Source organism: Pseudomonas sp. GW822-FHT01E03 (genome assembly GCF_058802985.1).
Genome location: NZ_JBXAOQ010000002.1, coordinates 310,272 through 335,147, shown reverse-complemented (window position 1 = coordinate 335,147; position 24,876 = coordinate 310,272). Strand labels below are relative to the sequence as shown.

Here is a 24,876-nt window from a genome sequence, read left to right as displayed (position 1 = left end):
CGCGATTGACCGCGAAGCGGTCACCGGTTTTCATGCACTGGATCAAGGCTTTGAACACTGCGCGTTGGCGCCAGCCTTTGATCGTGGCACGATGTCGAGGTTATCGACCGAGACCCCAGACCATGCCGCAATCCCAAGCCAAGAATCTGTCCCTGATCGCCGCAATCGACCTGGGCTCCAACAGTTTTCACATGGTCGTGGCCAAGGCCCAGAACGCTGAAATCCGCATTCTCGAGCGCCTCGGGGAGAAGGTTCAGCTGGCCGCCGGCATCGACGAAGAGCGCCATCTCAACGAAGAATCGATGCAACGCGGGCTCGATTGCCTCAAGCGCTTCGCCCAACTGATCAGCGGTATGCCCACCGGCGCCGTGCGAATCGTGGGCACCAACGCCTTGCGTGAAGCCCGCAACCGTGCCGAATTCATCCGTCGCGCCGAAGAAATTCTCGGCCACCCGGTGGAAGTCATTTCCGGTCGTGAAGAAGCGCGCCTGATCTATCTCGGCGTGTCCCACACCCTCGCCGACACCCCGGGCAAGCGCCTGGTGGCCGACATCGGTGGCGGCAGTACCGAGTTCATCATTGGCCAGCGCTTCGAACCGCTGCTGCGCGAAAGCCTGCAGATGGGTTGCGTCAGCTACACCCAGCGCTATTTCAAGGACGGCAAGATCACCCCGGCCCGTTACGCCCAGGCGTACACGGCAGCACGGCTGGAGATCATGAGCATCGAGCATGCCCTGCATCGCCTGACCTGGGATGAAGCCATCGGCTCCTCAGGCACCATCCGCGCCATCGGCCTGGCGCTGAAGGCTGGCGGCTACGGCACCGGTGAGGTCAACGCCGAGGGTCTGGCCTGGCTCAAGCGCAAACTGATCAAGCTGGGCGACGTCGAAAAAATCGATTTCGAAGGTATCAAGCCGGATCGCCGGGCGATCTTTCCGGCGGGCCTGGCGATCCTCGAAGCGATCTTCGACTCCCTGGAACTGCAACGCATGGATCACTGCGAAGGTGCCCTACGCGAAGGCGTGCTCTATGACCTGCTGGGCCGCCATCATCACGAAGACGTGCGCGAACGCACCCTCACTTCGCTGATGGAACGCTACCACGTCGATCAGGAACAGGCGGTACGAGTCGAACGCAAGGCACTGCATGCGTTCGACCAGGTGGCCGCGGACTGGGATCTGGAAGACGGCGTCTGGCGCGAACTGCTCGGCTGGGCGGCCAAGGTCCATGAAGTTGGCCTGGACATCGCTCACTACCAGTACCACAAGCACGGCGCCTACCTGATTGAGCACTCGGACCTCGCCGGGTTCTCCCGCGAAGACCAGTTGATGCTCGCGCTGCTGGTACGCGGTCACCGACGCAACATTCCCAAGGACAAGTTCGCCGAGTTCGGCGATGACGGCACCAAGCTGATTCGCCTGTGCGTGTTGCTGCGCTTTGCGATCCTGTTCCACCACATCCGTGGCACCCAGCAAATGCCCCAGGTGGAACTGAATGCCAATGGCAACAGCCTGGAAGTGGTGTTCCCGGAGAACTGGCTGGACGAAAACCAACTGACCCAGGCCGACTTCGAAATCGAAGCGCAATGGCTGACCCGGGTCGACATCGTGTTGAGCGCCCGCTGAAATTGAAAAAAGGCCTTCTTCGGAAGGCCTTTTTTTGTCTGCGATTCTGCAAACGCCACTATCCCCTGTGGGAGCGAGCTTGCTCGCGATGGCGGATGGTCAATCAACACATCGTTGCCTGACACACCGTCATCGCGAGCAAGCTCGCTCCCACAGGTTGCAGTCGTTACCGGACGGCCAGGATCGGACTGCCCAAACGCTCCAGCAATGTCGCCTGGGCGCTGCGCGGGTTCTGGTTGCCGGTCGGAGTGTTACGGATGTAACGGCCGTCCGACTGCAGGCTCCAACTGTGGGTGTTATCGGTCAGATACAACTCCAGCTCTTTCTTGACCCGCATGATCAGCTTCTTGCCCTCCACCGGGAAGCAAGTCTCGACGCGCTTGTCGAGGTTGCGCTCCATCCAGTCGGCACTGGACAGGAACATCTGCTCGTCGCCACCGTTGAGGAAATAGAAGACCCGGGTGTGTTCCAGGAAGCGGCCGATGATCGAACGCACGTGGATGTTGTGGGAAACTCCGGCGATGCCCGGTCGCAGGCAGCACATGCCACGCACCACCAGATCGATGCGCACGCCCGACTGGCTGGCCTTGTACAGTGCGCGGATGATCTTCGGATCGGTCAGCGAGTTGAACTTGGCAATGATGTGCGCCGGTTTGCCGTCGAGGGCGAACTGGGTTTCGCGGGCAATCATGTCGAGCATGCCCTTTTTCAGGGTGAACGGCGCGTGCAGCAGTTTCTTCATGCGCAACGTCTTACCCATGCCGATCAACTGGCTGAACAGTTTGCCGACGTCTTCGCACAAGGCGTCGTCGGAAGTCAGCAGGCTGTAATCGGTATACAGGCGGGCGTTGCCGGCGTGGTAGTTACCCGTACCGAGGTGCGCATAACGCACGATTTCACCCGCTTCGCGCCGCAAAATCAGCATCATCTTGGCGTGGGTCTTGAAGCCGACCACACCATAGATCACCACCGCACCGGCCGCTTGCAGCCGGCTGGCCAGTTGCAGGTTGGACTCTTCGTCGAACCGTGCGCGCAGTTCGATCACCGCAGTGACCTCTTTGCCGTTACGCGCCGCATCCACCAGCGCATCGACGATTTCCGAGTTCGCACCGGAGCGGTACAGGGTCTGGCGCACCGCCAGCACGTGCGGGTCCTTGGCGGCCTGGCGCAGCAGGTCGACCACCGGGGTAAACGACTCGAACGGGTGCAGCAACAGGATGTCCTGCTTGCTGATCACGCTGAAAATGTTCTCGCTGTTCTGCAACAGTTTTGGAATCTGCGGAGTGAACGGCAGGTATTGCAGCTCGCGCTGGCTGTCCAGGCCGGTAATGCTGAACAGCCGCGTCAGGTTCACCGGACCGTTGACCTGATACAACTCCGTCTCGCTCAGGTTGAATTGCTTGAGCAGGTAGTCGGACAGGTGTTTCGGGCAGGTGTCGGCCACTTCCAGACGCACCGCATCGCCATAGCGACGGGAGAACAGTTCGCCGCGCAAGGCACGGGCCAGGTCTTCGACGTCTTCGGAGTCCAGCGCCAGGTCGGCGTTACGGGTCAGGCGGAACTGGTAGCAGCCCTTGACCTTCATCCCCTGGAACAGGTCATCGGCGTGGGCGTGGATCATCGACGACAGGAATACATAGTTGTCGCCGGCGCCGCCGACTTCTTCCGGCACCTTGATGATGCGCGGCAACAGGCGTGGCGCCGGGATGATCGCCAGACCGGAATCGCGGCCAAAGGCGTCGATGCCTTCGAGCTCGACGATGAAGTTCAGGCTCTTGTTCACCAGCAACGGGAACGGGTGCGTCGGGTCGAGGCCGATCGGGGTGATGATCGGCGCGATCTCGTCACGGAAATAGCGACGGACCCAGGTCTTGAGCTTGGCCGTCCAGTTACGGCGACGGATGAAGCGGACCTGATGCTTTTCCAGTTCCGGCAACAGGATGTCGTTGAGGATCGCGTACTGGCGATCGACGTGACCATGGACCAGCTCGCTGATGCGGGCCAGGGCCTGATGCGGTTGCAGACCATCGGCGCCGGCCTGTTCACGGGCGAAGGTGATCTGCTTCTTGAGGCCAGCGACACGAATTTCGAAGAACTCGTCCAGGTTGCTGGAGAAGATCAACAGAAACTTCAGCCGCTCCAGCAATGGATAGGACTCGTCCAGCGCCTGCTCCAGCACGCGGATGTTGAACTGCAGTTGCGAGAGCTCGCGGTGGATGTACAGGCTGCTGTCATCCAGGCCGGGAATGGCCAGCGCTGGCGCCGGCGCTGTCACGGCGGTTTCGACGACCGCCGCGGGCGGAGCTGGCTCCAGCTCCGGCGGGGTCTCGTCGACTTGCTCCACCACAGGTTGAGCGTCTTTTACGGCAACTTCAGTGAGCACTTCGGTATTCATCGAATGTTCCTGGGAGGGCTATTTTTGCTCTCGTAACAATTGAGCGGCACGAACGGCGAAATACGTCAGGATGCCATCAGCCCCTGCACGTTTGAAAGCGGTCAGGGACTCGAGGATAACCCCTTCGCTCAACCAGCCATTCTGGATCGCCGCCATGTGCATGGCGTATTCGCCGCTGACTTGATAAACAAAAGTCGGCACTTTGAATTCTTCTTTTACCCGGCACAGGATGTCCAGGTACGGCATGCCGGGCTTGACCATGACCATGTCTGCACCTTCTGACAAGTCCGCCGCCACTTCGTGCAGGGCTTCGTTGCTGTTGGCCGGGTCCATCTGATAGGAGGCCTTGTTGGCCTTGCCCAGATTCAGCGCCGAACCGACCGCATCACGGAACGGGCCGTAATAGGCACTGGCGTACTTGGCCGAGTAGGCCATGATCCGCACGTTGACGTGACCGGCCACTTCGAGAGCTTCGCGTATCGCCTGGATGCGACCGTCCATCATGTCCGATGGGGCCACGACCTGAGCGCCGGCCTCAGCGTGGGACAGGGCTTGCCTGACCAGTGCGTCGACGGTGATGTCGTTCTGCACGTAGCCTTCTTCATCAAGAATGCCGTCCTGGCCATGGGTAGTGAATGGGTCCAGGGCAACGTCGGTGATCACGCCCAGCTCAGGGAATCGCGCACGCAGCGCACGGGTCGCGCGTTGGGCAATGCCTTCGGGGTTCCACGCCTCGGCGGCGTCCAGCGACTTGAGTTCCGCTGGTGTCACCGGGAACAGCGCCAGCGCCGGAATCCCCAACTCGACCCACTTGGCCGCTTCTTCCAGCAACAGGTCGATGGTCAGGCGTTCGACGCCCGGCATCGAAGCCACCGCTTCACGACGGTTTTCGCCGTCCAGAACGAACACCGGCAGGATCAGGTCATCGACGGTCAGGACGTTTTCACGGACCAGACGACGCGAGAAGTCGTCACGACGATTGCGGCGCAGGCGGGTTGCTGGGAACAAACGGTTGGCGGGGGTAAAGCTCACGGCAGACTCCTGAGCCCGCAGGCGTGCGAGCGTGACAGTTATAAGCGGCCATTATGACGAACGTATTACAGTTGTGTGCACCCCTGTGACAGGTAGCCGCATTCCATTGTCGTTGTAGGAAATGTTCACGTCGAGACACATTTGGACACTTTCCTGAATGTGTCCGAAGGGTTAGGCTGCGCGTTCATTTCGCCAGCACCCAGACAATGCTCCAACAATTTCTGCATGACTTCGGCTATTTTGCCCTTTTTCTAGGCACGTTCTTCGAAGGCGAAACCATCCTGGTACTCGCGGGCTTCCTCGCGTTCCGCGGATACATGGACATCAACCTGGTGGTGGTCGTGGCCTTCTTCGGCAGCTATGCCGGCGACCAACTGTGGTATTTCCTGGGACGCAAACACGGCCGCAAGCTGCTGGCGCGCAAACCCCGCTGGCAAATGATGGGTGACCGGGCGCTGGAACACATTCGCAAGCATCCGGACATCTGGGTATTGAGCTTCCGCTTCGTCTACGGTTTGCGCACGGTCATGCCGGTGGCCATCGGGCTGTCGGGCTATCCGCCGGGCCGTTACCTGCTGCTCAACGGCATTGGCGCAGCGATCTGGGCCACAGCCCTGGCGGCCGCCGCGTACCATTTCGGCGCGGTGCTCGAAGGCATGCTCGGCAGTGTGAAGAAGTATGAACTCTGGGTGCTCGGTGCGCTGCTGGTCCTGGGCTTCGTGCTGTGGCTGCGTCGGCGCTTCAAGAATGCCCGCCTGGCCAAGCAGGTCTACGCCGACGAACAAGCCTTGAAGGCCGAACGAACCAAGGCCGAAGGCCCTACGACGCCAGCCGAGTGATGCGGTTTCTGCAACAGTAGAGACCGATGCCGCTCAACAGACTGTAACTGAACAGGCCGACCCAGCCCACAGCGCTGGCCGGCCACAGCCCCACCATCGGCGCCAGCCATACCAATGGCAGATTCGACGCCAGCCGCACCAGCTCCAGCTTCAACGCCCATGGGCGATTCTCCAGAGCCACGCCCAGCACAAACAGACCGAACGCCACCGCTCCCCAGCCCAACGCCAGGGCGACGACGGACAGCTTCGGCTCAAGATTCATCAAGTAACTGCCCAGCGCGATATAGACGCAGAACTGCAGGAGGACGTAGAGCTGCTGACGCCCGTCCAGCGCCACCTCGAATTTGCGAAACTGGCTCAGGTCCGGCTTGTTCATCGGGTATCTGGCAGCCACCTCCGCCGGGCGCCAGCCGGTGCGCATGAACCAGATCCGCAGCTTGTCCCAGGTGCTTTCGGCACGACGCGCATCTGCCCACAACTGCGCGTAGAACTGCACGTTCGCCCACACGGGGTTCCAGCTCGCCAGTGGCGTGGTCACGCCGAAAATCACCGGCTCGTTGTCGTCTTCTTCCTGGAACGAGCCGAACAGACGGTCCCAAATAATGAACACGCCGCCGTAGTTGCGATCCATGTAGAGAGCGTTCTGTGCATGGTGAGCCCGATGATTGGACGGCGTGACAAAGAACCATTCGAACCAGCCAAGCTTGGGAATGTGCCGCGTGTGCACCCAGAACTGGTACAGCAGGTTCAGCGCCGCGACGCTGACGAACACCAGCAGCGGCACGCCGGACACCGCCATCGGCAGATAGAAGATCCAGCCCAGCAGGAAGCCGGTACTGGTCTGGCGCAAGGCCGTGGACAGGTTGTAGTCCTCGCTCTGATGATGCACCGAATGGGCGGCCCAGAGGATGTTGCGCTCGTGACCCATGCGATGCAGCCAGTAGTAGCAGAAATCGTAGAAGACAAAGGCAAACACCCAGGTCCAGATGCTGTCGGCCGACAACTCGAACAACGCCAAGTGCTTGAGGGCAAAGGCGTAGGTCACCAGCCCCACCCCCTTGGTCAACAGACCCGTGGTGGTCGACAGCACGCCGGTGCTGATGCTGTTGATCGCGTCTGCCACCCGATAATTGCTCACCCCGCGCCAACGGTCGGCCAGCAGCTCGGCGGCGATCAGCACAAAGAAAAACGGCACCGCATACAGAATGAAGTCCATGACGCGCCCTGATCGGAATCTTGAGGACAGATGCTATGTGCAGCCGTGAATTAACCCTATGGCAACGCGGGACAAATTAGTGGACATTTAACGCCATGAATCTGGAGAAAAGCCCATGAGCAAAAAAGTTGCAGTGATCCTTTCCGGTTGTGGCGTGTACGACGGCGCCGAGCTCCACGAGAGCGTTATCACCCTGCTGCGCCTGGACCAGCGCGGGGCCCAGGTGCAGTGTTTCGCACCTGACATCGCGCAGTTGCATGTGATCAACCACCTGACCGGCGAAGAAATGCCCGAATCGCGCAACGTGCTGGTGGAGTCGGCGCGGATTGCCCGGGGCAACATCAAGGATATCCGAGACGCGAACGTCGATGAGTTCGACGCACTGATCGTGCCCGGAGGCTTCGGCTCGGCCAAGAACCTGTCCAGCTTCGCCATCGAAGGTGCCGCCTGCACCGTTCAACCGGATGTCCTGGCACTGACCGAAGCCTTTGCCGAGGCCGGCAAACCGGTGGGGTTGATGTGCATCTCCCCTGCCCTGGCGGCAAAGATCTACGGCCCTGGCGTCACCTGCACCATAGGCAACGACACCGACACGGCAGCTGCGATGAACAAGATGGGCGCGACCCATACCGATTGCGCGGTCAGTGACATCGTCGAGGACAAGGCACGCAAACTGGTGAGCACACCGGCTTACATGCTGGCGCAATCGATCAGTGAAGCGGCTTCAGGTATCAATAAACTGGTAGACCGGGTACTGGAACTGACCCACGAAAACGACGCCTGACACCCTCCAAAACTGTGGGAGCGAGCTTGCTCGCGATGGAGCCAGCACATTCAACATCGATGTTGTCTGTAAGTCCGCTATCGCGAGCAAGCTCGCTCCCACAGGGTTCGCCACTGGTCTTAAGAACTGCGCGTCAGACGAGTGAGAATCCGGTCCAGCGCATTGGCAAACGCCTGCTTCTCACGGTCGCCAAAGGGTGCCGGGCCACCGCCCATTTGCCCCTGTTCGCGCAAATCGGTGAACAGGTTGCGAACCGCCAGCCGCTCGCCCATGTTCTGCGCATCAAACTCCTTGCCCCGTGGGTCGAGCGCTGCCACGCCCTTCTTCACCAGACGATCGGCCAGCGGCACATCGCTGCAGATCACCAGCTCACCAGGCACCGCGTGTTCCACCAGGTAGTCATCGGCCGCATCCGGGCCGCTCGGCACCACGATCAGCTTGACCAGTGCCAGCCCCGGTTTGGTCTGCGGCTGCCCGGCCACCAGCACCACTTCGAACTGGCGCTTGAGAGCGAACTTCACCACCAGATCCTTGGCTGCCCGAGGACAGGCGTCGGCATCGATCCACACACGCATTGAATTTTCCTCTGTTGAAAAGCATCGCGGGCAAAGCGAATGCCGTTTAAGAAACCTGCACCCGCTGCCTCTCAACCACCCGGCTACGACCGTACAACACGACAATCGAAATGATCGCCACAGCCTGGGCGCTCAACGAATAGGCATCGGCATGGATCCCCAGCCATTCAAAGTCAAAGAACGGCACCGGCCGCGTACCGAAGATCCCGGCTTCCTGCAGCGCTTTCACGCCATGCCCGGCAAACACCACCGACAAGGCGCACAAAAGACCGGCGTTGATGCTGAAGAACAACGCCAGCGGCAACTTCGCCGAACCGCGCAAAATCACCCAGGCCAGGCCGATCAGCAACACCAGCGCCGTGGCCCCACCGGCCAGCACCGCGTTGTGCCCCGCGGGACCTGCCTGCAACCACAGGGTTTCGTAGAACAGGATCACTTCGAACAGTTCGCGATACACCGAGAAGAACGCCAGGGTCGCAAAACCGAAACGCCCGCCACCGCCCACCAGGCTGGTCTTGATGTAATCCTGCCAGGCCGCGGCGTGACGACGGTCATGCATCCACACGCCCAGCCACAGCACCATGACGCTGGCAAACAACGCCGTCGCACCTTCCAGCAATTCGCGTTGGGAACCGCTGACATCAATCACATAGGCTGCCAGCGCCCAGGTGCCCAGCCCCGCCACAAACGCCAGGCCCCAGCCGACGTTAACGCTGCGCACCGCCGCCTGTTGATCCGTGTTACGCAGGAAAGCAAGGATCGCCGCCAGCACCAGAATCGCTTCCAGACCTTCGCGCAGCAGAATCAGCAGGCCGGAAATGTAACTCAGCGACCAGCTCAAACCCTCGTTGCCCAACAGGCCGGCCGATGCCTTCAACTTGTCCTTGGCCACGTCCAGGCGCTGCTCGACCTCGCTCACCGGCAAGCCGTCCTGCAACGACTGACGGTAGGCCATCAGGGTTTTTTCAGTGTCTTTACGCACGTTGGCGTCAATGTTATCCAGCGAGCTCTCAACCAGCTCGAAGCCTTCCAGATACGCCGCTACCGATAAGTCATAAGCCTGATCATGCTCACCGGCACGATACGCCGCGATGCTCTTGTCCAAAGTGGCCGCGGTGTAGTCGAGCAGTTGCGCCGGGCCACGCTTGACCTGTGGCGGCTGCGCCCGCTGGGCACGGAAGGTCGCGGCGGCTTGCGGGCCTTCGACGGCCTGTACTTCGGCCGGGGTCTGACGAGCGAGGTCGGCGATGTTGTAGGTCTTTTCAGCCTTGGCCGTGGCCGGGTCGACACTGAAGCTGGCGATATAGGTGGCCAGGTCCCAACGCTGACGATCATCCAGTTGATCGGCAAAGGCCGGCATGTCAGTCCCTTCGACCCCCAGGCCCAGGGTGCTGTAGATCGCGTAGAGGCTCAGTCGATCCAGTCGTGTGGTATCACGCAGATTGGATGGCGGCGGCGTCATGCCGACACCTGCCGGGCCGTCGCCGGCCCCTGTATCGCCATGGCAGACCGAGCAATGCTGAGCGTACAGCGGCGCACCACGCACCGGGTCCGGCGTAATGACCGGGGCCTGGCTGACTTCATAGGCCACGGCCAGCTTCGCACCCAGTTGCCGGGCCTGGCGCGCGACGTCGGCACCGTCCTGATGGGCGTCAATGGAGTTTCCCAGCGCGGCCAGGCTTTGCTCCAGAGCGGCTTTTTCCGGCTTGGCCGGCATGACTGCAATCAGACGTCCCAGCGTCTTGACCGAGTCTTGCTGCACGCGAAATCCGGCCTGGTCCGTGATGCTGCCCGCCTGCACCGTGTCCGGGTAATCCGCGCCGATGTAATCGAGCAAGTGCAGCGCCTGCGGCGCACCTTCGGCGGGAGCGGCCAGTAGCTGAAAACTGCACGCAGCCAACAGCGGCAGCAACAGCCAGGCCAGGAAACGGGAGGGGGCAATCATGAATGAATCTCAATTGGAAATACGAAGTTACATATTGTTAACGCCAGACGGGTTTCGCTCAAGCTTTGTTGATATCTCTTCGTAATTGCATCAGTTTCGAGAGCGGCTCCTCCAAACAAAAAAGGCGACCTCCAGGGTCGCCTTTTTTTACATCGCCGTTTTACACAGCAGCTTTGCGCAACGTCGCCATGAACGCCGCCGCCCCGATGAACAGCCCGGCAAAGGTCCGGTTCATGCGCTTTTGCTGTTTCGGTGTGCGCAACAGACGCAGCACTTTGGACGCCAGACCGGTGTAGCCGGCCATGACGATCAGGTCGACGCAAACCATGGTCACACCGATTATCAGATACTGAATCAGCAGTGGCGCATGGGGGTCGATGAATTGCGGCAACACCGCCAGCATGAACACCAGCGCCTTGGGGTTGCTGATGTTCACCAGAAAACCACGGAACACCAGGGCCATCGGCTTGCCGATCTGGCGCAGCGCCGCGTCATCGCTCATATCGCTGGGCAGCGCACGCCATTGCTTGATCGCGAGGTAAACCAGATACGCCACGCCAAACCATTTGATGGCGTAGAAGGCCGTGGCCGACGCCGTGAGAATGGCGCCGACACCGGCGCCGACGATGGCGATCTGCAAAGCCAGGCCCAGTTGCAGGCCCAGGGCGTTCCAGTAGCCGCGCCAGAAACCGTATTGCAAGCCGCTGGACATCGACGCAATGGCGCCGGCACCGGGGGACAAGCTGATCACCCAGCAGGCGGCAAAAAACGCCAGCCATGTTTGAAGCTCCATTGCACACCTCGACTCAGACTCGTGACAGATGTCTAAGCTAATGCGGCTTTGATTGGATGACTACCGATTTTTTGTAGGACATGACGACTGCTGACTTGAGGCTCCCATCGCGAGCAAGTTCGCTCCCACAGAGAAGTCTCTGGTGCTCACAAGATTTGTGCTCACTGAAGATCGACTGTGGGAGCGAGCTTGCTCGCGATGGCGATATGTCAGGCGACAAAAAACTTACTTTTCAAACCCGCTGGAAGGAAACACATCCGTCCCGCGCCAGCGCCGTACCGAACGCTGGAAGAACAAACTGTTGGGCACCTGCACCATGGCGCTGCCAGTGCCGAGTTCTTCGGCCTCGATCAGCGTGGTGTAAAGAAGATTGATCGCCACCACCCGGCCTTTGACGCCGGGCTTGTCGGTGGTGTCCACCAACTCGACCACGTCACCTATGCGAAACGGGCCGACGGTAAAGATCAGGATCGCGCACAGCAGGTTCGAGAGCACGCTCCACATGGCGAAAAACGCCACCGCCGCGACTGCGACGAAACCGGACAACGCGGTCCAGAGCACCGTGGCCGAAACACCGAGGCGCTCCAGCACGAAAATCAATGCACTGCCCATGATGAGCCAGCGCAGACCACCGCGCAGCGGCATCAGCAACTGCGGCGGAAACGGGTAGCGCTCGCCGAGACGGGTCAGGCATTTGGCGACGAAACGCTGGGCGATGTATCCGGCCAGCAGGATCAGCAGGATTTGCACGCCGAGCCAGATCGGCTCGACCCACACCGCCGGCAGCGGCAGCTTGAAGGCGTCCATCAGGACAGCTCCTCCAGCTCCGCCTGCATGTTTTCCAGCAACTCCAGGGCTTCCATCCAGGCTTCTTCCAGCTCCGCCTCACGCACCTTCAGCTTGGCCTGTTCGGCCAGCAGATCCCGCAATTCGTTCTTGCGCGCCGGCTCGTAGATGTCGCTGTCGCCGAGGCTGGCATCGATCTTCGCCAGCTTTTCGTGGAGCTTGCCGAGTTCGGCTTCAAGCTTGTCAGCTTCGCGTTTGTGCGGCGCCAGTTGCTGACGCAACGCAGCAGCGGCCTGACGCTGGGCTTTCTTGTCGGTCTTGTCCGGGTTGACCGGCGTGTTGCTGACCGGGGCGTTGCGCTGGCGATACTCCACCAGCCAGCGGGTGTAGTCCTCCAGGTCGCCGTCGAATTCCTCGACCTTGCCGTCCGCCACCAGATAGAAATTGTCGGTGGTGCTTTTGAGCAAGTGGCGATCGTGAGAGACCACCAATACCGCACCACTGAATTCCTGCAGGGCCATGGTCAGCGCCAGACGCATTTCCAGGTCCAGGTGGTTGGTCGGTTCGTCGAGCAGCAACAGGTTCGGTCGGTCCCAGGCGATCAAGGCCAACGCCAGGCGCGCCTTTTCGCCACCGGAGAAATTCAGTACCGGCTCGTCGATTCGCGCACCACGGAAGTCGAACCCGCCGAGGAAGTCGCGCAGGGTCTGCTCACGCTCGGTCGGTGCCAGGCGTTGCAGGTGCAGCAACGGGCTGGCCTTGGAGTCCAGCGAATCCAGCTGATGCTGGGCGAAGTAACCGACAACGGTGTTCTCGCCACGGGTCAAGCGGCCGGCCAATGGCGAGAGTTCACCGGCAAGGTTCTTGATCAGGGTCGATTTACCGGCGCCATTCGGGCCGAGCAGACCGATTCGCGCACCCGGGGTCAGTTGCAGCTTGACCTTCTCCAGCACGGCCTTGTCGCCGTAACCCAGGCGGGCATCGGACAGGTCGATCAGCGGGCTGGAAATCTTCTGCGATTCACGGAAGACAAAGTCGAATGGCGAGTCGACGTGGGCAGCGGTCAGCTCTTCCATCCGCTCCAGTGCCTTGATCCGGCTCTGGGCCTGGCGGGCCTTGGTAGCCTGGGCCTTGAAGCGGGCGATGTAGCTTTCCATGTGCGCACGTTGCACCTGCTGCTTCTCGTACGCCTGCTGTTGCTGGGCCAGGCGTTCGGCACGGGCACGCTCGAAAGCGCTGTAGCCACCGCGGTACAGGGTGATCTTGCGCTGATCGACGTGGGCCACGTGGTCGACCACGGCATCGAGGAAGTCCCGGTCGTGGGAAATCAGCATCAAGGTGCCGGGATAACTCTTGAGCCACTCTTCGAGCCAGATGATGGCGTCGAGGTCCAGGTGGTTGGTCGGTTCGTCGAGCAGCAGCAGGTCCGATGGGCACATCAAGGCCTGCGCCAGGTTCAGGCGCATCCGCCAGCCACCGGAGAAATCCCCGACCTGGCGATCCATCTGTTCGTTGGTGAATCCAAGCCCGGCCAGCAGCTTGCGCGCCCGGGCATCGGCGGTGTAACCGTCGGCGCTGTCGAGTTCCGAGTGCAGTCGGGCCTGAGCGGCACCGTCATGGGCCGCTTCGGCTGCCGCCAGGTCGCGTTGCACCTGGCGCAGGCGCAGGTCGCCATCGAGCACGTAGTCGACCGCCAGGCGTTCGAGGGTGTCGACCTCCTGGCGCATGTGGGCGATACGCCAGTCGGCCGGCAGGAAGCAATCACCCGAGTCCGGGTGCAGCTCACCCCGAAGCAAGGCGAACAGGCTCGATTTGCCGGCGCCGTTGGCACCGATGAGGCCGGCTTTCTGGCCGGCGTGCAGGGTCAGCTCGGCGTCTTCTAGCAGACGTTGCGGGCCACGCTGTAAAGTCAGGTTCTGAAGTCGAATCATAATGGCGGCGGAGTCTACCAGCTTCGCTCGCAACTGGCGCGAGTAGCACTATGTCCTCTGACCTGTGGAGCTTTTCCCTAAGTACTTATGCCCAGCCCGGCGTTGAACCCGCATGCCTGCAATTGCAGTCGGCGGGCATCAATGTGTGCTTGCTCCTCTGCGGACTGTGGTTGGGAGAACGTGGCGTCGCCTTTAACGAACACCGATTGCAGCAACTGCGTAGCGTGGCCGAGCCGTGGGACGCAGACGTGGTGCGACCGTTGCGAGCCTTGCGGGTGAATTGGAAAGTCGTTGCCGCCGACGATGGCGAACTGAATGCTTTGCGCGAGCAAGTGAAGGCACTCGAACTGGAAGCCGAGCGACATCTGTTGGTACGACTGGAACGATCGGCGTTGAGTTGGCCGCAAGGTGAGGCGACCGATCTATCGGCCTGGCTCAATGGTGTGGCGGCAGGCGCCGCCCACCTGGACCGCGACGCGCTGCATCAGCTGCGCGTCGCGGTAACCGGCACTTAGGAAGCGCTGGTTGGGGTGGTTGCTGCGATCGATGCAGCGGCCGGCGTTGGCGCTGGCGTGGCTGTCGAGGTGGCTGCTGCTAAAGCAGACGTTGCTACCGGAGCCGGGTTGGCTGGCTTGGCAACTGGCGCGGCGGCCGGCTTGGCGGCAACAGGTTTCACTGCTGGTTTTGCAGCTGGCTTCGCCGCCGCTGGCTTGGCAGCGGGTTTGGCGGTGGCCGGCTTGGCAGCAGCGGCAGGTTTAGCCGCAGCAGGTTTGGCTGCCGGTTTAGCAGCTGGTTTAGCGGCCGGCTTGGCCGCTGCTTTTACAGCGGGTTTGGCCGCAGTTTTCGCAGCAGGTTTTGCAGCGGGTTTAGCCGCGACAGATTTGGCGGCCGGCTTCGCAGCAGGTTTCGCTGCTGCAGTTTTGGCTGCTGGTTTTGCTGCGGGTTTAGCGGCTGGTTTAGCGGCTGGTTTTGCAGCCGGTTTAGCGGCGGCGGTTTTAGCCACGGCTGGCTTGGCAGCAGCGGCTCTTGCAGCGGTAGGTCGTGCGGCGGCTGGTTTGGCAGCCGTGGTTTTAGCCGCAGGTTTTGCAGCGCTGGCAGCAGCCGGTTTTCTCGCAGCCGGTTTGGCTGCAGGTTTGGCTGCGGCAGTTTTAGCTGCTGGCTTGGCAGCTGCAGGTTTTGCGGCAGGTTTGGCCGGTGCTTTTGCAGCAGCCGGTTTGGCAGCGGCTTTCTTCGCAGGTGCCGCAGCAGGCTTGGCCGCACGCAAGGACAACACCTTGCCGACAGCCTCTTGTACACGACCGACGCCCTGGGCCAGTTTCAGGCTTTCCTGAGCATCGCGCTTGAGTTGCAGAATGTAGCCGCGGGTTTCCGATTGACGATCCTTGAGGGCATCGAGCAGCTCCTCAAGATCGGCCACTGCGCCCTTGGCCTTGGCTTGTGCCTTGGCTTTTCCGGCCGCCGCAGCGTCCTGCAATTTGGTGCGGGATTTGTGCAGTTTTTCTTGCGCTTTTCCGCGCTGCTTTTCCAGCTTGGCGAGCAGTTTTTCAGCATCAGCCAAGGCTTCGGAACAAGCGGTTTCCAGATGCTCGAGCAGGCTGCTCGAGAGTTGTTGGAGCAAGTGCAACGGAGTGTTTACTGGCTTCTTGGTGGCCGACATGGTTTACCTCCTGGCTGAAGTGAGTGCGGCTCATACTAGACCTCTGCTGCAACCGCCGCTAGGGCATGTTGACACTATCGAAAGCGCTGTGTTGCAAAGGATTGAAAAACTTCTGCCTCGGCGCAAAAGCAGTTCACCGTTGCGCGCATTCTCACTGGCATAATCACCCGCAATTCAGGTCGGAGAGTGCTCATGTCGCGCTACCTTTTTTTATCGCTGTGCGTGTTTTTTTCGGTGGCCCAGGCCGGCGAAACAACGCAGGAAAATGAAGCCCACGATCTCGCATACAGCCTGGGTGCAAGCCTTGGCGAACGCTTGCGCCAGGAGGTTCCCGATCTGCAACTCCAGGCATTGGTCGAAGGATTGCAGCAGGCCTATCAGGGCAAACCGCTGGCGCTGAAGGACGAGCAGATCCAACAGATACTGACCGAGCATGAAGCCCGGATCGCCATGCAGTCCGACAAGCCGCAAAGCGAAATGGCACTGGAAAAAGAACAGCGTTTTCTCGCCACAGAAAAAGCCAGGCCCGGCGTGCGCGAACTGGCTGATGGCGTGTTGCTGACCGAGTTGACGCCAGGTACTGGCGCCAAGGCCGGACCGAACGGCAAGGTGCAGGTGCTGTATATCGGTCGATTGCCCGACGGCACTGTGTTCGATCAGAACAGTCAGCCACAGTGGTTCAGTCTCGACAGCGTGATCGCCGGATGGCGCAGTGCACTGCAAAACATGCCGGTCGGGGCGAAATGGCGACTGGTGATTCCATCGGCTCAGGCCTATGGCGCCGACGGTGCCGGTGACGTGATCGCACCATTCACACCACTGGTGTTCGAAGTCGAACTGCGCGGTGCCACCAGCTGACGATGCAAACGAAAAACGGCGTGCCTTGGCACGCCGTTTCGGGATCTTGCAGGAAGCGCTTCAGGCCTGAACCGAATCGGCTTCCTTGTGGGCGGTGTGCAGCACTTCGATCAGGCAGTCTTCCAGCTCAAAGCGCTCATGCAACAGTCCGCCGAGTGTCTTGAACTCTTCGGCGACACACTTACCTGCGTCACACAGGTCATTGAAGGCGAGCAGCTTTTCGGTGATGACGTCGATCCGCGGGTAGATGGTCTCGGCGAGCTCCAGGCCACGCTTGTCGTTGAAGGCCTTGGCCTCCCCCGTCAGCTGCTCGTAGATCTCGAAGTGCCCGGCCGATACATAATCGACCAGCACGCCGCAGAATTCCTGCAAGGGCTTGCGGTTCTCACCCAGCGCCTCAGGCTTTGCGCCGAGAGCGTCATAGGCCCCGATCAGTTCGTGTCGTTCCTGCAACCAGCGATCGATCAGCAGGTGCACTCCGCCCCAGCGTTCCTGAGCATTCTGACAACTTTCGAGCATGGTGATCTCTCTTCCCTTGTGGGTCAGCTGCTCTATGCCCGCTCGCCTCTTGTAACGTCGGTGGGCGGTCAGGCAGAGCGTCATCGAGCAACATAATTCCAATGACACGTGCGGGCCAGATTATGCCCGCACGACACTGGCTTCAAGGTACGCAGGCGATAAAGTTCATACAAGTGTTTAATCACCCGCAAAGGCCCGGTGCGACGACTCGCCGCTGAGTGGTCGCTGATAGCCGGTCCAGACCAGTCGCAGCGACTGGTAAACGGCCAGAATCATCATCGCGACGAAGAGCAACAGGCTCCACTCGGTGAGACTCAGATCGAACAGCGTCCAGGAAATTTCCACACAATCGGCAGCGCCCTTGAACATTTGCTGTACGACCGAAAGCCACGGAGAGTTGGCCAACAGGTCCGCCAGATGAGTCGAGCACGCCGCTACCTGTTCCGCAGGAAGGCTTTGCAGCAGGACCTGTCGCCATGCAGTGACAGTGCCGGCCAGGCTGCAACAAAGACTGAACAGCCAATAGAGAACGTTTCCGATGCGACCGGGGCCATGGACCGAAGCCATCAGGCAGACGCCGGTAAGGAGCGCCAGGCAAAACCGCTGCACAAGACACAAGCCACAAGGCCGCAGGCCGACTGCATATTCCAGGTAGTAGGAAACACCCATCGCCAGGGCACCCGCAATGAAAGCCATGAAAAACAAGGAGCGTGAGCAGGCCAAAGACATGGCTTTTCCGTAAAAGTAGTGACAGACCATTACGGTAGAGGAAAGCGCGACAGCCTTTCAAGGCAAGTGCCCACAGAGACTTCAGCGCAGGTGTAGGGAAATCCCGACGCAGGCGAGAGGATAAAATGTAGTCCTCTGTAGGACTTTGTCTGCGATGAAATTTCGCGACTGAATTTCAACTAATCATCGCACTGCGGCGAGGGTGATTGCCCCCTCGTCGCAGGTCATCGCGCAGGCGCCGGAGCCCGGTGCCTGCGAGTGGGTCAAGCGCCGACTGGCGTTGGCAGAGGGGCCGCGAGCAAGCGCTCATCCAACAACCCCAGGCCTTCCTGAAACAGCTGGTTGCTGCGCTCGGCATCGCCCATTTGCGCCAGCAAGCGTGCCAGCTCGGCACAGGCTTCCGGATTGCGCTGTACACGCAGGCTGCTTTCCAGATAGTCCCGGGCCTTGCCCCACAAACTGTTTTGCAGGCATAGACGACCCAGTGTCAGCAGCAGGCCCGGATCGGCCGGATGGTCCTTGAGCCAGCCTTCGGCGGCCTGCAGCTGGCGGGCAGGATCATTGCCGCGAACCAGTCCGTAGAGACGTGCCAGATGACTGTCGTAGCTGCGCTTGAGCGCGGTGCGCAGCACTTCTTCGGCCTCGACCTGAGCCCCCAGTTGCCGCAACTGCTCGGCATACGCCAGCACCAGTTGCGGCTCCTGACGCTGTGCCGAAGTCAGTTGCTGCCAGGCACGTTCCAGCGATTGCAGCCCCACCGCTCCGTCTTCTTCCCGTTGCGCCGCCAGGGACAGGTTCGCCCCCCAGGCCCGACGCTCCAGCTCGGCGAGCTCCGCCGCCGGCAGGACTTTGTCCTTGCGCAGCTCCGGCAGCAGGCGAATCACTGCCGACCAGTCACCACGCTGCTGAAGCAGGCGCTGCAACTGACGCAGGGTCTGTGCGTTATGAGGATGGCGTTCACGCATGGCTTGCAGGGTGGCCAGGGCGCCTGCGGTATCACCACGATCGGTCTGTAACTGGGCGTGGCTCAAGGCGATCGCCAACTCGGCCTGGGGCTGACGCTCGAGGGCGCGCTCCAGCAGGTTGTCGCTTTCTTCGTGATTGCCGAGTTCGTTCGCGGCACGGGCAGCGCCGAGGTAGTAAAGCAGCGGCTGACGCTCGGCTTCGGCAGCCCGATGCAAGTGACGTTGCGCGCTGGCCCAGCGACCCTCGGCCAGGTCCAGCTGACCGTGCTCGATCGCCACCTGCACTCGACGGCTGCGGTTACGCCGTGACCACGGATTGACCACGCCACTGGAAGCCATCACCAGTTCGACCAGCGACCTGATGCCCCAGATCACCAGCCAGAGCACAGCCACCAGCGCCAAAGTAGCCCACAGGCTCGACTCATAACGGAAGGTCTTGTAGGCAATCAGCACGTAGCCGGAATGCTCGGCAATCGCCAGCCCCAGCGCAGCGGCAGCGGCGATCACGAGGAACACGATCACATAGAGGCGTCTCATGGCGTGGCCTCCGGCGCGGCGCTCGCGGCAGGCCTGACCAGTGGCTTGACCGAATCCTCGGCGTTGACATTGCGCCGTTCCAGATACCCCTGCACCGCGCTCAGGGTGCCGGTCATATCCGGCGTGACGACGGTGACAGGTTGCACGCTCAACTCGGCCACCTGTTCAAGCATGACTTTGCTTTGTGCGTTGTCCGGATTGAAGTTGCCCTTGAGGATGTCCCGCGCCTCGTCCAGCACTTGGGAGTAAACCGCCGGCTGGCCATTGAGTGCGGCCCACTGTGCCTGCTCCAGCGCCAGGCTCAGGGCCAGGCGTACCTGGCTCAGGCTCTGGCCGGCCAGCAATGGGCGAACGTTCTTGTCGGCATTGAAGTCGATGCGGATGTAGCGCGAAATCTGATCCCACCATTGCGCCCAGCGACTGGCACCGTCGCCATCGGCAGTCAGGCCCAGCAGCGAATCGCCACGGTCCTTGTACTCCGGTGCCAGCTCGGTGAGGCTGGCCACTTGATCGCGCAGCGCGCCCAGACGCAGAAACAGCCCGGTGCGATCCGGTTGTTCGGTGCTGCGCAAGGCGATCAGGGTCTTGGCCACCTGCTCGCGAGCGGCAAAGGAGCCCGGATCGTTTTGCTCACGCAGTATCTCGTCGGCACCCTGGACCAGTGCCTGGGCACTGCTGATGTCCTGCAAGGCGGACAGTCGCAGGCTGGCCAGACGCAGCAGGTGCTCGGCCTCGGCCAGACGCCAGTCTTTGCGGCTGGCACCGAGAACGGTTTCCAGCCGTTGGTTCAACCGCTGCTGATCACCTTGTAGCTGAATCACCAGACGACTGCGTGCTTCCAGTTCATCGGCTGGAGGCAATTGCGCCAGGCGTGCGCTCAGGCGCTCCTCATTGAGCTTGAGGTTTTGCGCCTGGTCATTCAGCGCCTGCACCTGGCTCAGTTGCTGCTGATTATTGGCCTGCAGGTGACGCACCTGCCAGACACCCCAACCGCCCACCGCTACACCGGCCGCGCCCAACAGCAGCGCGATGATTGCCAGACCATTGCCTCGACGCTGCCCGGCAGCAGGTGTCGGCGGCGACATTTCATCAACAGGTGCATCAACAGGTGCATCAAGCACCGGTCGCGAGTCATCTTTAGGCAAGGCTGTTTCGCTCACGTATCCATCCTTTGCATTAGAAAACGGGTACGGGATGCTCCCGTAACGCCGTCAGCAAGGCCGCGGCACTGGCGCCACGACAATCCACAACTGTTTTGGCCCCGGCGGCACGCGCCAGCTCGGCAACCCTGGGGCTCGGTACAAACAACGGCAACCGCGCCAACTGCGGCCAGGCATCGCCGGCCAGTTGATGCAGGTGCTCAAAACCTTGTCCACTGCTGACCACCAGCCCGTTCAGGCGTTCCGCCTGGATCCGTTGCGGCAGTAGCGTCGGCGGGTAAATCGGCAATCCCCGGCGGTACAGTTCCAGATACTCGACACTAGCACCAAGCTCACGCAAACGCTCAGCCAGCAACTCGCGCCCGCCCTCCCCGCGCAGGATCAGCACTCGTGCATCGGGTTGTGCAATAGCCTCGCGCAGTCGGGAAAGTTCGAGCAAGGCTTCACTGTCATCGCCTTCTGCCGGGAAGCTCACGTCCAGCCCGTGATCCCCGAGGATCTGCGCGGTCGCCGCGCCGACGCTGAACCACTTCACACCGGGCGGTGTTGGCCAATACCGCTCGAGCAGTTCGACGCCGATCCGGGCGGCCGGCTTGCTGACCACGATGACGGCGCAGAACTGATCCAGCGCCAGAATCACCTGGCGCATTGTGTCAGTGGCCTCAATGGGCATGATGTCCAAAAGCGGCAGACTGTTACTGAATATCCCCTGCTCGGCCAAAAAACTGCTCAGCGCCGCCGCTTCTTCGGCGGGACGCGTCAGCAGCAAGCGCCAGCCGATCACTCGTGACCAGCCTCGCCATAGACCGCTTTGAGGATGGCGTCGGCACCCTGGCTGAGCAGGTCTTCGGCGACTCGCACACCCAGTGCCTCGGCATCGCCGCGAGGGGCGCGGGCTTGTGCGCTGAGCAGCAGGCCACCGCCTGGATCGCCCACCAGTCCGCGCAACCAGACCTGGTCACCCTCCAGCACGGCGTAGCAGGCAATCGGCACCTGGCAGCCGCCATTGAGGTGCTTGTTGAGGGCTCGTTCGGCGGTCACGCGGGTGGCGGTGTCCTGGTGATGCAGGGGTGTCAGCAACGCATGGATTTCACTGTCGGCGCTGCGGCATTCGATACCCACCGCGCCCTGGCCACCGGCCGGAAGGCTGTCGTCGACGCTGATGGCCGAGGTGATGCGGTCTTCGAATCCCAGGCGGATCAGGCCGGCAGCGGCGAGGATGATGGCGTCGTATTCGCCGGCATCGAGCTTGGCCAGGCGGGTGTTGACGTTGCCGCGCAGGAAGCGGATTTCCAAGTCCGGGCGACGGGTCAGCAATTGAGCCTGGCGGCGCAGGCTGGAGGTACCGACGATGCTGCCCTGTGGCAACTCATCCAGGTTGGTGTAAGTGTTGGAAACGAAGGCATCGCGCGGGTCTTCCCGCTCGCAGATACAGAACAGACCGAGGCCTTCGGGGAAGTCCATCGGCACGTCCTTCATGGAGTGCACGGCGATGTCGGCTTCATTTTCCAGCAGCGCGGTTTCGAGTTCCTTGACGAACAGGCCCTTGCCGCCGATTTTCGACAGCGGAGAGTCAAGCAGCTTGTCACCACGGCTGACCATGGGGACGAGGGTCACCAGCAGGCCCGGATGGGCTGCTTCAAGACGGGCCTTGACGTATTCGGCCTGCCACAGGGCGAGAGCGCTTTTGCGGGTGGCGATGCGGATCTGGCGAGAGGACATGGATCAATCCGTACTGAATAGATATGACGGATAATAACAGCTCAGCCAAATCCACTTTGACTTGTATCAGATACTACTCGGCCTCCCTGGCCCCGGATGTCCGGCAATCGGGTGTGAAATTGGCCTGCGAACAGCTTTTTAAAGCTGTTGCATCATTTTGCGCACCCCAGCCACATGACGACGGCTGACGATCAGCGCATCACCGTTGAGGCCTTTGAGGAACAGCTGAAAATGCCCCAGGGGTGTGCGTTGCAATCGCTCGATACGCTCACGGGCGACAAGTGCATTGCGATGGATACGCACGAAACGGTCACCGAATTCATCTTCGAGGGCCTTGAGCGGCTCATCGAGCAACACTTCGCCGCTTTCGTGGCGCAAGGTCACGTATTTGTGGTCGGCAATGAAATACACCACCTGATCCAGCGGAATCAGCTCGATCCCTTTACGGGTTCGGGCGCTGATATGGCTGCGCGGGCCGTTGCCGCTTTCGGCAGCAGGGCGGGTCAGGGCGGAGAGCTGGGCACGATTGGGGCGCTCGGCTCTCTTTAATGCGTCATGTAATTGTTCAGTTCTCACAGGTTTCACCAGATAGCCTACGGCGCTGGCCTGTAAGGCTTCCACGGCAAATTCATCGGGCCCGGCGCAGAACACCACGGCGGGGGGAGTTTCGCGTTCACACAACCGAGCAGCCACTTGCAGGCCATCCAGGCCGGGCATGCGGATATCGAGCAGCACGATATCCGGCTTGTGGCTGTCGATCAGTGCCAACGCCTCTTCGCCATTCGTGGCACTAGGCTCCAGGACACTGTACCCCTCGAGTTCGCCAACCATTCGGCTCAGGCGCTCGCGGGCCAAGGGTTCGTCATCAACGATCAGGACATTCATATTGCGCTGGATTCCTGCGTGAGTCTCGCACAAGGATAGCGTAGACAGGTGAAGTGACGTCCGTCACCGCGATCCACGCTAAGACTAGCGCGAGCGTCAAAAAGTGCCGCTGGTCCGACGGCTAAATTTTCATCTGCCGGGCGATTGGCGGCCCAGGCCCGCGTTGGCGATGCATCGCCACAGGGTTTGCTGATACGCAATATGAACACCCCACTCTTCTTATAGTCAGCGGCTGCACCGAGAAATGCGCTGATCCTACTGTCCAACTGTAGACGGTTGCCGGGACGATATTGCTCAATTGGAAAATATCGTTCGGCAAAAATGCGCGGCTCTTGCCCCGGCCCGGACTTTCCCTCCCCCAAAAAAACGTATCGACCAGTGTCAGCGACAGGATTGGCAACCCTGTTATTATCCGCGCCAGCGTTCCACGCCTTCTTACTTCAAGCCGATACGAGCGAATTCATGAGCACTGACAAGACCAATCAGTCCTGGGGCGGCCGCTTCAGTGAACCCGTCGACGCCTTCGTCGCCCGCTTCACCGCCTCCGTCACCTTCGACCAGCGCCTGTATCGCCACGACATCATGGGCTCAATCGCCCACGCCACCATGCTGGCCAAGGTCGGCGTGCTGACCGATGCCGAGCGCGACAGCATCATCGATGGCCTGAACACCATCCAGGGTGAAATCGAGGCTGGTCAGTTCGACTGGCGCATCGACCTCGAAGACGTCCACATGAACATCGAGGCGCGCCTGACCGACCGCATCGGCGTGACCGGTAAAAAACTGCACACCGGCCGCAGCCGTAACGATCAGGTCGCCACCGACATCCGTCTGTGGCTGCGTGACGAGATCGACCTGATCCTGGCCGAAATCACCCGCCTGCAAAAAGGCCTGCTGGAGCAGGCCGAGCGCGAAGCCGCCAGCATCATGCCGGGGTTCACCCACCTGCAGACCGCACAACCGGTGACGTTCGGGCACCACATGCTGGCCTGGTTCGAAATGCTCAGCCGCGACTACGAACGCCTGGTCGACTGCCGCAAGCGCACCAACCGCATGCCACTGGGCAGCGCGGCGCTGGCCGGCACCACCTACCCGATCGATCGCGAATACACCGCCCAACTCCTGGGTTTCGACGCGGTTGGCGGCAATTCGCTGGACAACGTCTCCGATCGTGATTTCGCCATCGAATTCTGCTCGGCGGCCAGTATCGCGATGATGCACCTGTCGCGTTTCTCCGAAGAGCTGGTGCTGTGGACCAGCGCGCAGTTCCAGTTCATCGATCTGCCCGACCGTTTCTGCACCGGCAGCTCGATCATGCCGCAAAAGAAAAACCCGGACGTGCCGGAGCTCGTGCGTGGCAAGACCGGTCGCGTGTTCGGCGCCCTGATGGGCCTGCTGACCCTGATGAAAGGCCAGCCTTTGGCCTACAACAAGGACAACCAGGAAGACAAGGAACCGTTGTTCGACGCCGCCGACACCCTGCGCGACTCACTGCGGGCCTTTGCCGACATGGTCCCGGCGATCAAGCCCAAGCACGCGATGATGCGCGAAGCGGCCCTGCGCGGTTTCTCCACCGCCACTGACCTGGCCGACTACCTGGTGCGTCGCGGCCTGCCATTCCGTGATTGCCACGAAATCGTCGGCCATGCCGTGAAGTACGGCGTGGACAGCGGCAAGGACCTGGCGGAAATGAGCCTGGAAGAACTGCGCAAGTTCAGCGACCAGATCGACCAGGACGTGTTCGCCGTGCTGACCCTGGAAGGCTCGGTCAATGCCCGTAACCACATCGGCGGCACCGCGCCGGCGCAGGTGAAGGCTGCAGTGGCTCGCGGTCAGGCGCTCCTCGCCAGCCGCTAAAAGCTTCGCGGGCAAGCCCGCTCCCACAAGGATCCAGTACTTGCCAAAAATCCATGGCAAACAAAG

22 protein-coding genes and 1 pseudogene are annotated in these 24,876 nt (G+C 61.2%); 6 read left to right on the top strand and 17 right to left on the bottom strand.

Annotated features, from left to right (window positions below):
* Positions 1–122: 122 nt before the first annotated feature.
* Complete coding sequence (gene ppx, locus AC1RP7_RS04750) at positions 123–1,625, top strand: exopolyphosphatase (protein WP_340312829.1); 1,503 nt, start codon at positions 123–125, stop codon at positions 1,623–1,625.
* A gap of 166 nt (positions 1,626–1,791) precedes the next feature.
* Here the strand turns inward: ppx and ppk1 are convergent, their stop codons facing one another.
* Both ppk1 and hemB read right to left on the bottom strand, forming a co-directional pair.
* Positions 1,792–4,020 (bottom strand): polyphosphate kinase 1, encoded by a 2,229-nt coding sequence (ppk1, locus tag AC1RP7_RS04745; RefSeq protein ID WP_150813728.1) that lies wholly within the window; start codon positions 4,018–4,020, stop codon positions 1,792–1,794.
* Between the two features lie 18 nt (positions 4,021–4,038).
* Complete coding sequence (hemB, locus tag AC1RP7_RS04740) at positions 4,039–5,052, bottom strand: porphobilinogen synthase (protein WP_046039035.1); 1,014 nt, start codon at positions 5,050–5,052, stop codon at positions 4,039–4,041.
* Positions 5,053–5,258: 206 nt separating this feature from the next.
* On the opposite strand from hemB, the gene AC1RP7_RS04735 reads away from it, so the two are divergent.
* The gene (locus tag AC1RP7_RS04735) at positions 5,259–5,891 is read left to right on the top strand and encodes a DedA family protein (protein ID WP_057712806.1); all 633 of its coding nucleotides are present in this window, start codon (positions 5,259–5,261) and stop codon (positions 5,889–5,891) included.
* Here the strand turns inward: AC1RP7_RS04735 and AC1RP7_RS04730 are convergent.
* Positions 5,872–7,107, bottom strand: coding sequence for a sterol desaturase family protein (locus AC1RP7_RS04730; protein ID WP_493181400.1), 1,236 nt, complete (start codon positions 7,105–7,107; stop codon positions 5,872–5,874). The two genes, AC1RP7_RS04735 and AC1RP7_RS04730, sit on opposite strands and share 20 nt — an antisense overlap.
* Before the next feature lie 115 nt (positions 7,108–7,222).
* Here AC1RP7_RS04730 and elbB point away from each other — a divergent pair, with 115 nt between their 5' ends.
* Positions 7,223–7,891 (top strand): isoprenoid biosynthesis glyoxalase ElbB, encoded by a 669-nt coding sequence (gene elbB / locus AC1RP7_RS04725; protein WP_057712804.1) that lies wholly within the window; start codon positions 7,223–7,225, stop codon positions 7,889–7,891.
* Positions 7,892–8,010: 119 nt separating this feature from the next.
* Here elbB and AC1RP7_RS04720 read toward each other — a convergent pair whose 3' ends face one another.
* The 5 genes from AC1RP7_RS04720 to AC1RP7_RS04700 form a co-directional block, all read right to left on the bottom strand.
* On the bottom strand, positions 8,011–8,466 hold the full coding sequence (locus AC1RP7_RS04720; RefSeq protein ID WP_057712803.1) for a YaiI/YqxD family protein: 456 nt from the start codon (positions 8,464–8,466) through the stop codon (positions 8,011–8,013).
* A 46-nt stretch (positions 8,467–8,512) separates the two neighbouring features.
* Entirely contained in the window at positions 8,513–10,411 is a 1,899-nt protein-coding gene (locus AC1RP7_RS04715; RefSeq protein ID WP_493181401.1) for an FTR1 family protein, read from the bottom strand.
* Between the two features lie 160 nt (positions 10,412–10,571).
* A complete protein-coding gene (gene rhtB, locus AC1RP7_RS04710; RefSeq protein ID WP_057712801.1) occupies positions 10,572–11,204 on the bottom strand; it encodes a homoserine/homoserine lactone efflux protein in 633 nt (210 codons plus the stop codon).
* Between the two features lie 225 nt (positions 11,205–11,429).
* On the bottom strand, positions 11,430–12,011 hold the full coding sequence (locus tag AC1RP7_RS04705; RefSeq protein WP_150813724.1) for a mechanosensitive ion channel family protein: 582 nt from the start codon (positions 12,009–12,011) through the stop codon (positions 11,430–11,432).
* Positions 12,011–13,921, bottom strand: a complete 1,911-nt coding sequence (locus AC1RP7_RS04700) for an ATP-binding cassette domain-containing protein (protein ID WP_090452095.1) — start codon at positions 13,919–13,921, stop codon at positions 12,011–12,013. Before AC1RP7_RS04700 ends, AC1RP7_RS04705 begins: the two co-directional genes overlap by 1 nt.
* A 50-nt stretch (positions 13,922–13,971) precedes the next feature.
* Here AC1RP7_RS04700 and AC1RP7_RS04695 point away from each other — a divergent pair, with 50 nt between their 5' ends.
* On the top strand, positions 13,972–14,436 hold the full coding sequence (locus AC1RP7_RS04695) for a TIGR02444 family protein (RefSeq protein ID WP_477754322.1): 465 nt from the start codon (positions 13,972–13,974) through the stop codon (positions 14,434–14,436).
* Here AC1RP7_RS04695 and AC1RP7_RS04690 read toward each other — a convergent pair.
* On the bottom strand, positions 14,433–15,578 hold the full coding sequence (locus tag AC1RP7_RS04690; protein WP_493181402.1) for an AlgP family protein: 1,146 nt from the start codon (positions 15,576–15,578) through the stop codon (positions 14,433–14,435). The genes AC1RP7_RS04695 and AC1RP7_RS04690 overlap by 4 nt on opposite strands.
* Before the next feature lie 192 nt (positions 15,579–15,770).
* Here AC1RP7_RS04690 and AC1RP7_RS04685 point away from each other — a divergent pair, with 192 nt between their 5' ends.
* Positions 15,771–16,436: an FKBP-type peptidyl-prolyl cis-trans isomerase gene (locus AC1RP7_RS04685; RefSeq protein ID WP_057712795.1), complete on the top strand. Its 666-nt coding sequence runs from the start codon at positions 15,771–15,773 to the stop codon at positions 16,434–16,436.
* A 60-nt stretch (positions 16,437–16,496) separates the two neighbouring features.
* On the opposite strand, the gene AC1RP7_RS04680 is transcribed toward AC1RP7_RS04685, so the two are convergent.
* The 8 genes and pseudogenes from AC1RP7_RS04680 to AC1RP7_RS04645 all read right to left on the bottom strand — a co-directional run.
* Positions 16,497–16,955: an Rsd/AlgQ family anti-sigma factor gene (locus tag AC1RP7_RS04680; RefSeq protein WP_057712794.1), complete on the bottom strand. Its 459-nt coding sequence runs from the start codon at positions 16,953–16,955 to the stop codon at positions 16,497–16,499.
* 177 nt (positions 16,956–17,132) lie between these two features.
* Positions 17,133–17,684: a disulfide bond formation protein B gene (locus AC1RP7_RS04675; protein ID WP_057712793.1), complete on the bottom strand. Its 552-nt coding sequence runs from the start codon at positions 17,682–17,684 to the stop codon at positions 17,133–17,135.
* Positions 17,685–17,947: 263 nt separating this feature from the next.
* Positions 17,948–19,186 (bottom strand): heme biosynthesis protein HemY, encoded by a 1,239-nt coding sequence (locus AC1RP7_RS04670; RefSeq protein ID WP_493181403.1) that lies wholly within the window; start codon positions 19,184–19,186, stop codon positions 17,948–17,950.
* Complete coding sequence (locus AC1RP7_RS04665) at positions 19,183–20,346, bottom strand: uroporphyrinogen-III C-methyltransferase (protein ID WP_493181404.1); 1,164 nt, start codon at positions 20,344–20,346, stop codon at positions 19,183–19,185. Before AC1RP7_RS04665 ends, AC1RP7_RS04670 begins: the two co-directional genes overlap by 4 nt.
* A gap of 16 nt (positions 20,347–20,362) precedes the next feature.
* Entirely contained in the window at positions 20,363–21,130 is a 768-nt protein-coding gene (locus AC1RP7_RS04660; RefSeq protein WP_218494643.1) for a uroporphyrinogen-III synthase, read from the bottom strand.
* Positions 21,127–22,068 (bottom strand): hydroxymethylbilane synthase, encoded by a 942-nt coding sequence (gene hemC / locus AC1RP7_RS04655; protein WP_057712789.1) that lies wholly within the window; start codon positions 22,066–22,068, stop codon positions 21,127–21,129. Before hemC ends, AC1RP7_RS04660 begins: the two co-directional genes overlap by 4 nt.
* Positions 22,069–22,206: 138 nt before the next feature.
* On the bottom strand, positions 22,207–22,953 hold the full coding sequence (locus AC1RP7_RS04650) for a LytR/AlgR family response regulator transcription factor (RefSeq protein WP_057712788.1): 747 nt from the start codon (positions 22,951–22,953) through the stop codon (positions 22,207–22,209).
* Positions 22,950–23,066, bottom strand: a pseudogene (locus AC1RP7_RS04645) (sensor histidine kinase); the annotation flags it as partial. The gene AC1RP7_RS04650 and the pseudogene AC1RP7_RS04645, both read right to left, overlap by 4 nt.
* Positions 23,067–23,415: 349 nt before the next feature.
* Between AC1RP7_RS04645 and argH the strand changes: the two are divergent.
* A complete protein-coding gene (gene argH, locus AC1RP7_RS04640; protein ID WP_008001478.1) occupies positions 23,416–24,810 on the top strand; it encodes an argininosuccinate lyase in 1,395 nt (464 codons plus the stop codon).
* The last annotated feature ends 66 nt before the right edge of the window (positions 24,811–24,876 follow it).

Coding starts and splice junctions, on each gene's coding strand:
- AC1RP7_RS04675 (WP_057712793.1), bottom strand. CDS start 17,684: ATGTCTTTGGCCTGCTCACGCTCCTTGTTTTTCATGGCTTTCATTGCG.
- AC1RP7_RS04650 (WP_057712788.1), bottom strand. CDS start 22,953: ATGAATGTCCTGATCGTTGATGACGAACCCTTGGCCCGCGAGCGCCTG.
- hemC (WP_057712789.1), bottom strand. CDS start 22,068: ATGTCCTCTCGCCAGATCCGCATCGCCACCCGCAAAAGCGCTCTCGCC.
- AC1RP7_RS04700 (WP_090452095.1), bottom strand. CDS start 13,921: ATGATTCGACTTCAGAACCTGACTTTACAGCGTGGCCCGCAACGTCTG.
- ppx (WP_340312829.1), top strand. CDS start 123: ATGCCGCAATCCCAAGCCAAGAATCTGTCCCTGATCGCCGCAATCGAC.
- AC1RP7_RS04705 (WP_150813724.1), bottom strand. CDS start 12,011: ATGGACGCCTTCAAGCTGCCGCTGCCGGCGGTGTGGGTCGAGCCGATC.
- AC1RP7_RS04695 (WP_477754322.1), top strand. CDS start 13,972: ATGTCCTCTGACCTGTGGAGCTTTTCCCTAAGTACTTATGCCCAGCCC.
- ppk1 (WP_150813728.1), bottom strand. CDS start 4,020: ATGAATACCGAAGTGCTCACTGAAGTTGCCGTAAAAGACGCTCAACCT.
- AC1RP7_RS04685 (WP_057712795.1), top strand. CDS start 15,771: ATGTCGCGCTACCTTTTTTTATCGCTGTGCGTGTTTTTTTCGGTGGCC.
- AC1RP7_RS04670 (WP_493181403.1), bottom strand. CDS start 19,186: ATGAGACGCCTCTATGTGATCGTGTTCCTCGTGATCGCCGCTGCCGCT.
- AC1RP7_RS04730 (WP_493181400.1), bottom strand. CDS start 7,107: ATGGACTTCATTCTGTATGCGGTGCCGTTTTTCTTTGTGCTGATCGCC.
- AC1RP7_RS04680 (WP_057712794.1), bottom strand. CDS start 16,955: ATGCTCGAAAGTTGTCAGAATGCTCAGGAACGCTGGGGCGGAGTGCAC.
- elbB (WP_057712804.1), top strand. CDS start 7,223: ATGAGCAAAAAAGTTGCAGTGATCCTTTCCGGTTGTGGCGTGTACGAC.
- AC1RP7_RS04715 (WP_493181401.1), bottom strand. CDS start 10,411: ATGATTGCCCCCTCCCGTTTCCTGGCCTGGCTGTTGCTGCCGCTGTTG.
- argH (WP_008001478.1), top strand. CDS start 23,416: ATGAGCACTGACAAGACCAATCAGTCCTGGGGCGGCCGCTTCAGTGAA.
- rhtB (WP_057712801.1), bottom strand. CDS start 11,204: ATGGAGCTTCAAACATGGCTGGCGTTTTTTGCCGCCTGCTGGGTGATC.
- AC1RP7_RS04720 (WP_057712803.1), bottom strand. CDS start 8,466: ATGCGTGTGTGGATCGATGCCGACGCCTGTCCTCGGGCAGCCAAGGAT.
- AC1RP7_RS04690 (WP_493181402.1), bottom strand. CDS start 15,578: ATGTCGGCCACCAAGAAGCCAGTAAACACTCCGTTGCACTTGCTCCAA.
- AC1RP7_RS04735 (WP_057712806.1), top strand. CDS start 5,259: ATGCTCCAACAATTTCTGCATGACTTCGGCTATTTTGCCCTTTTTCTA.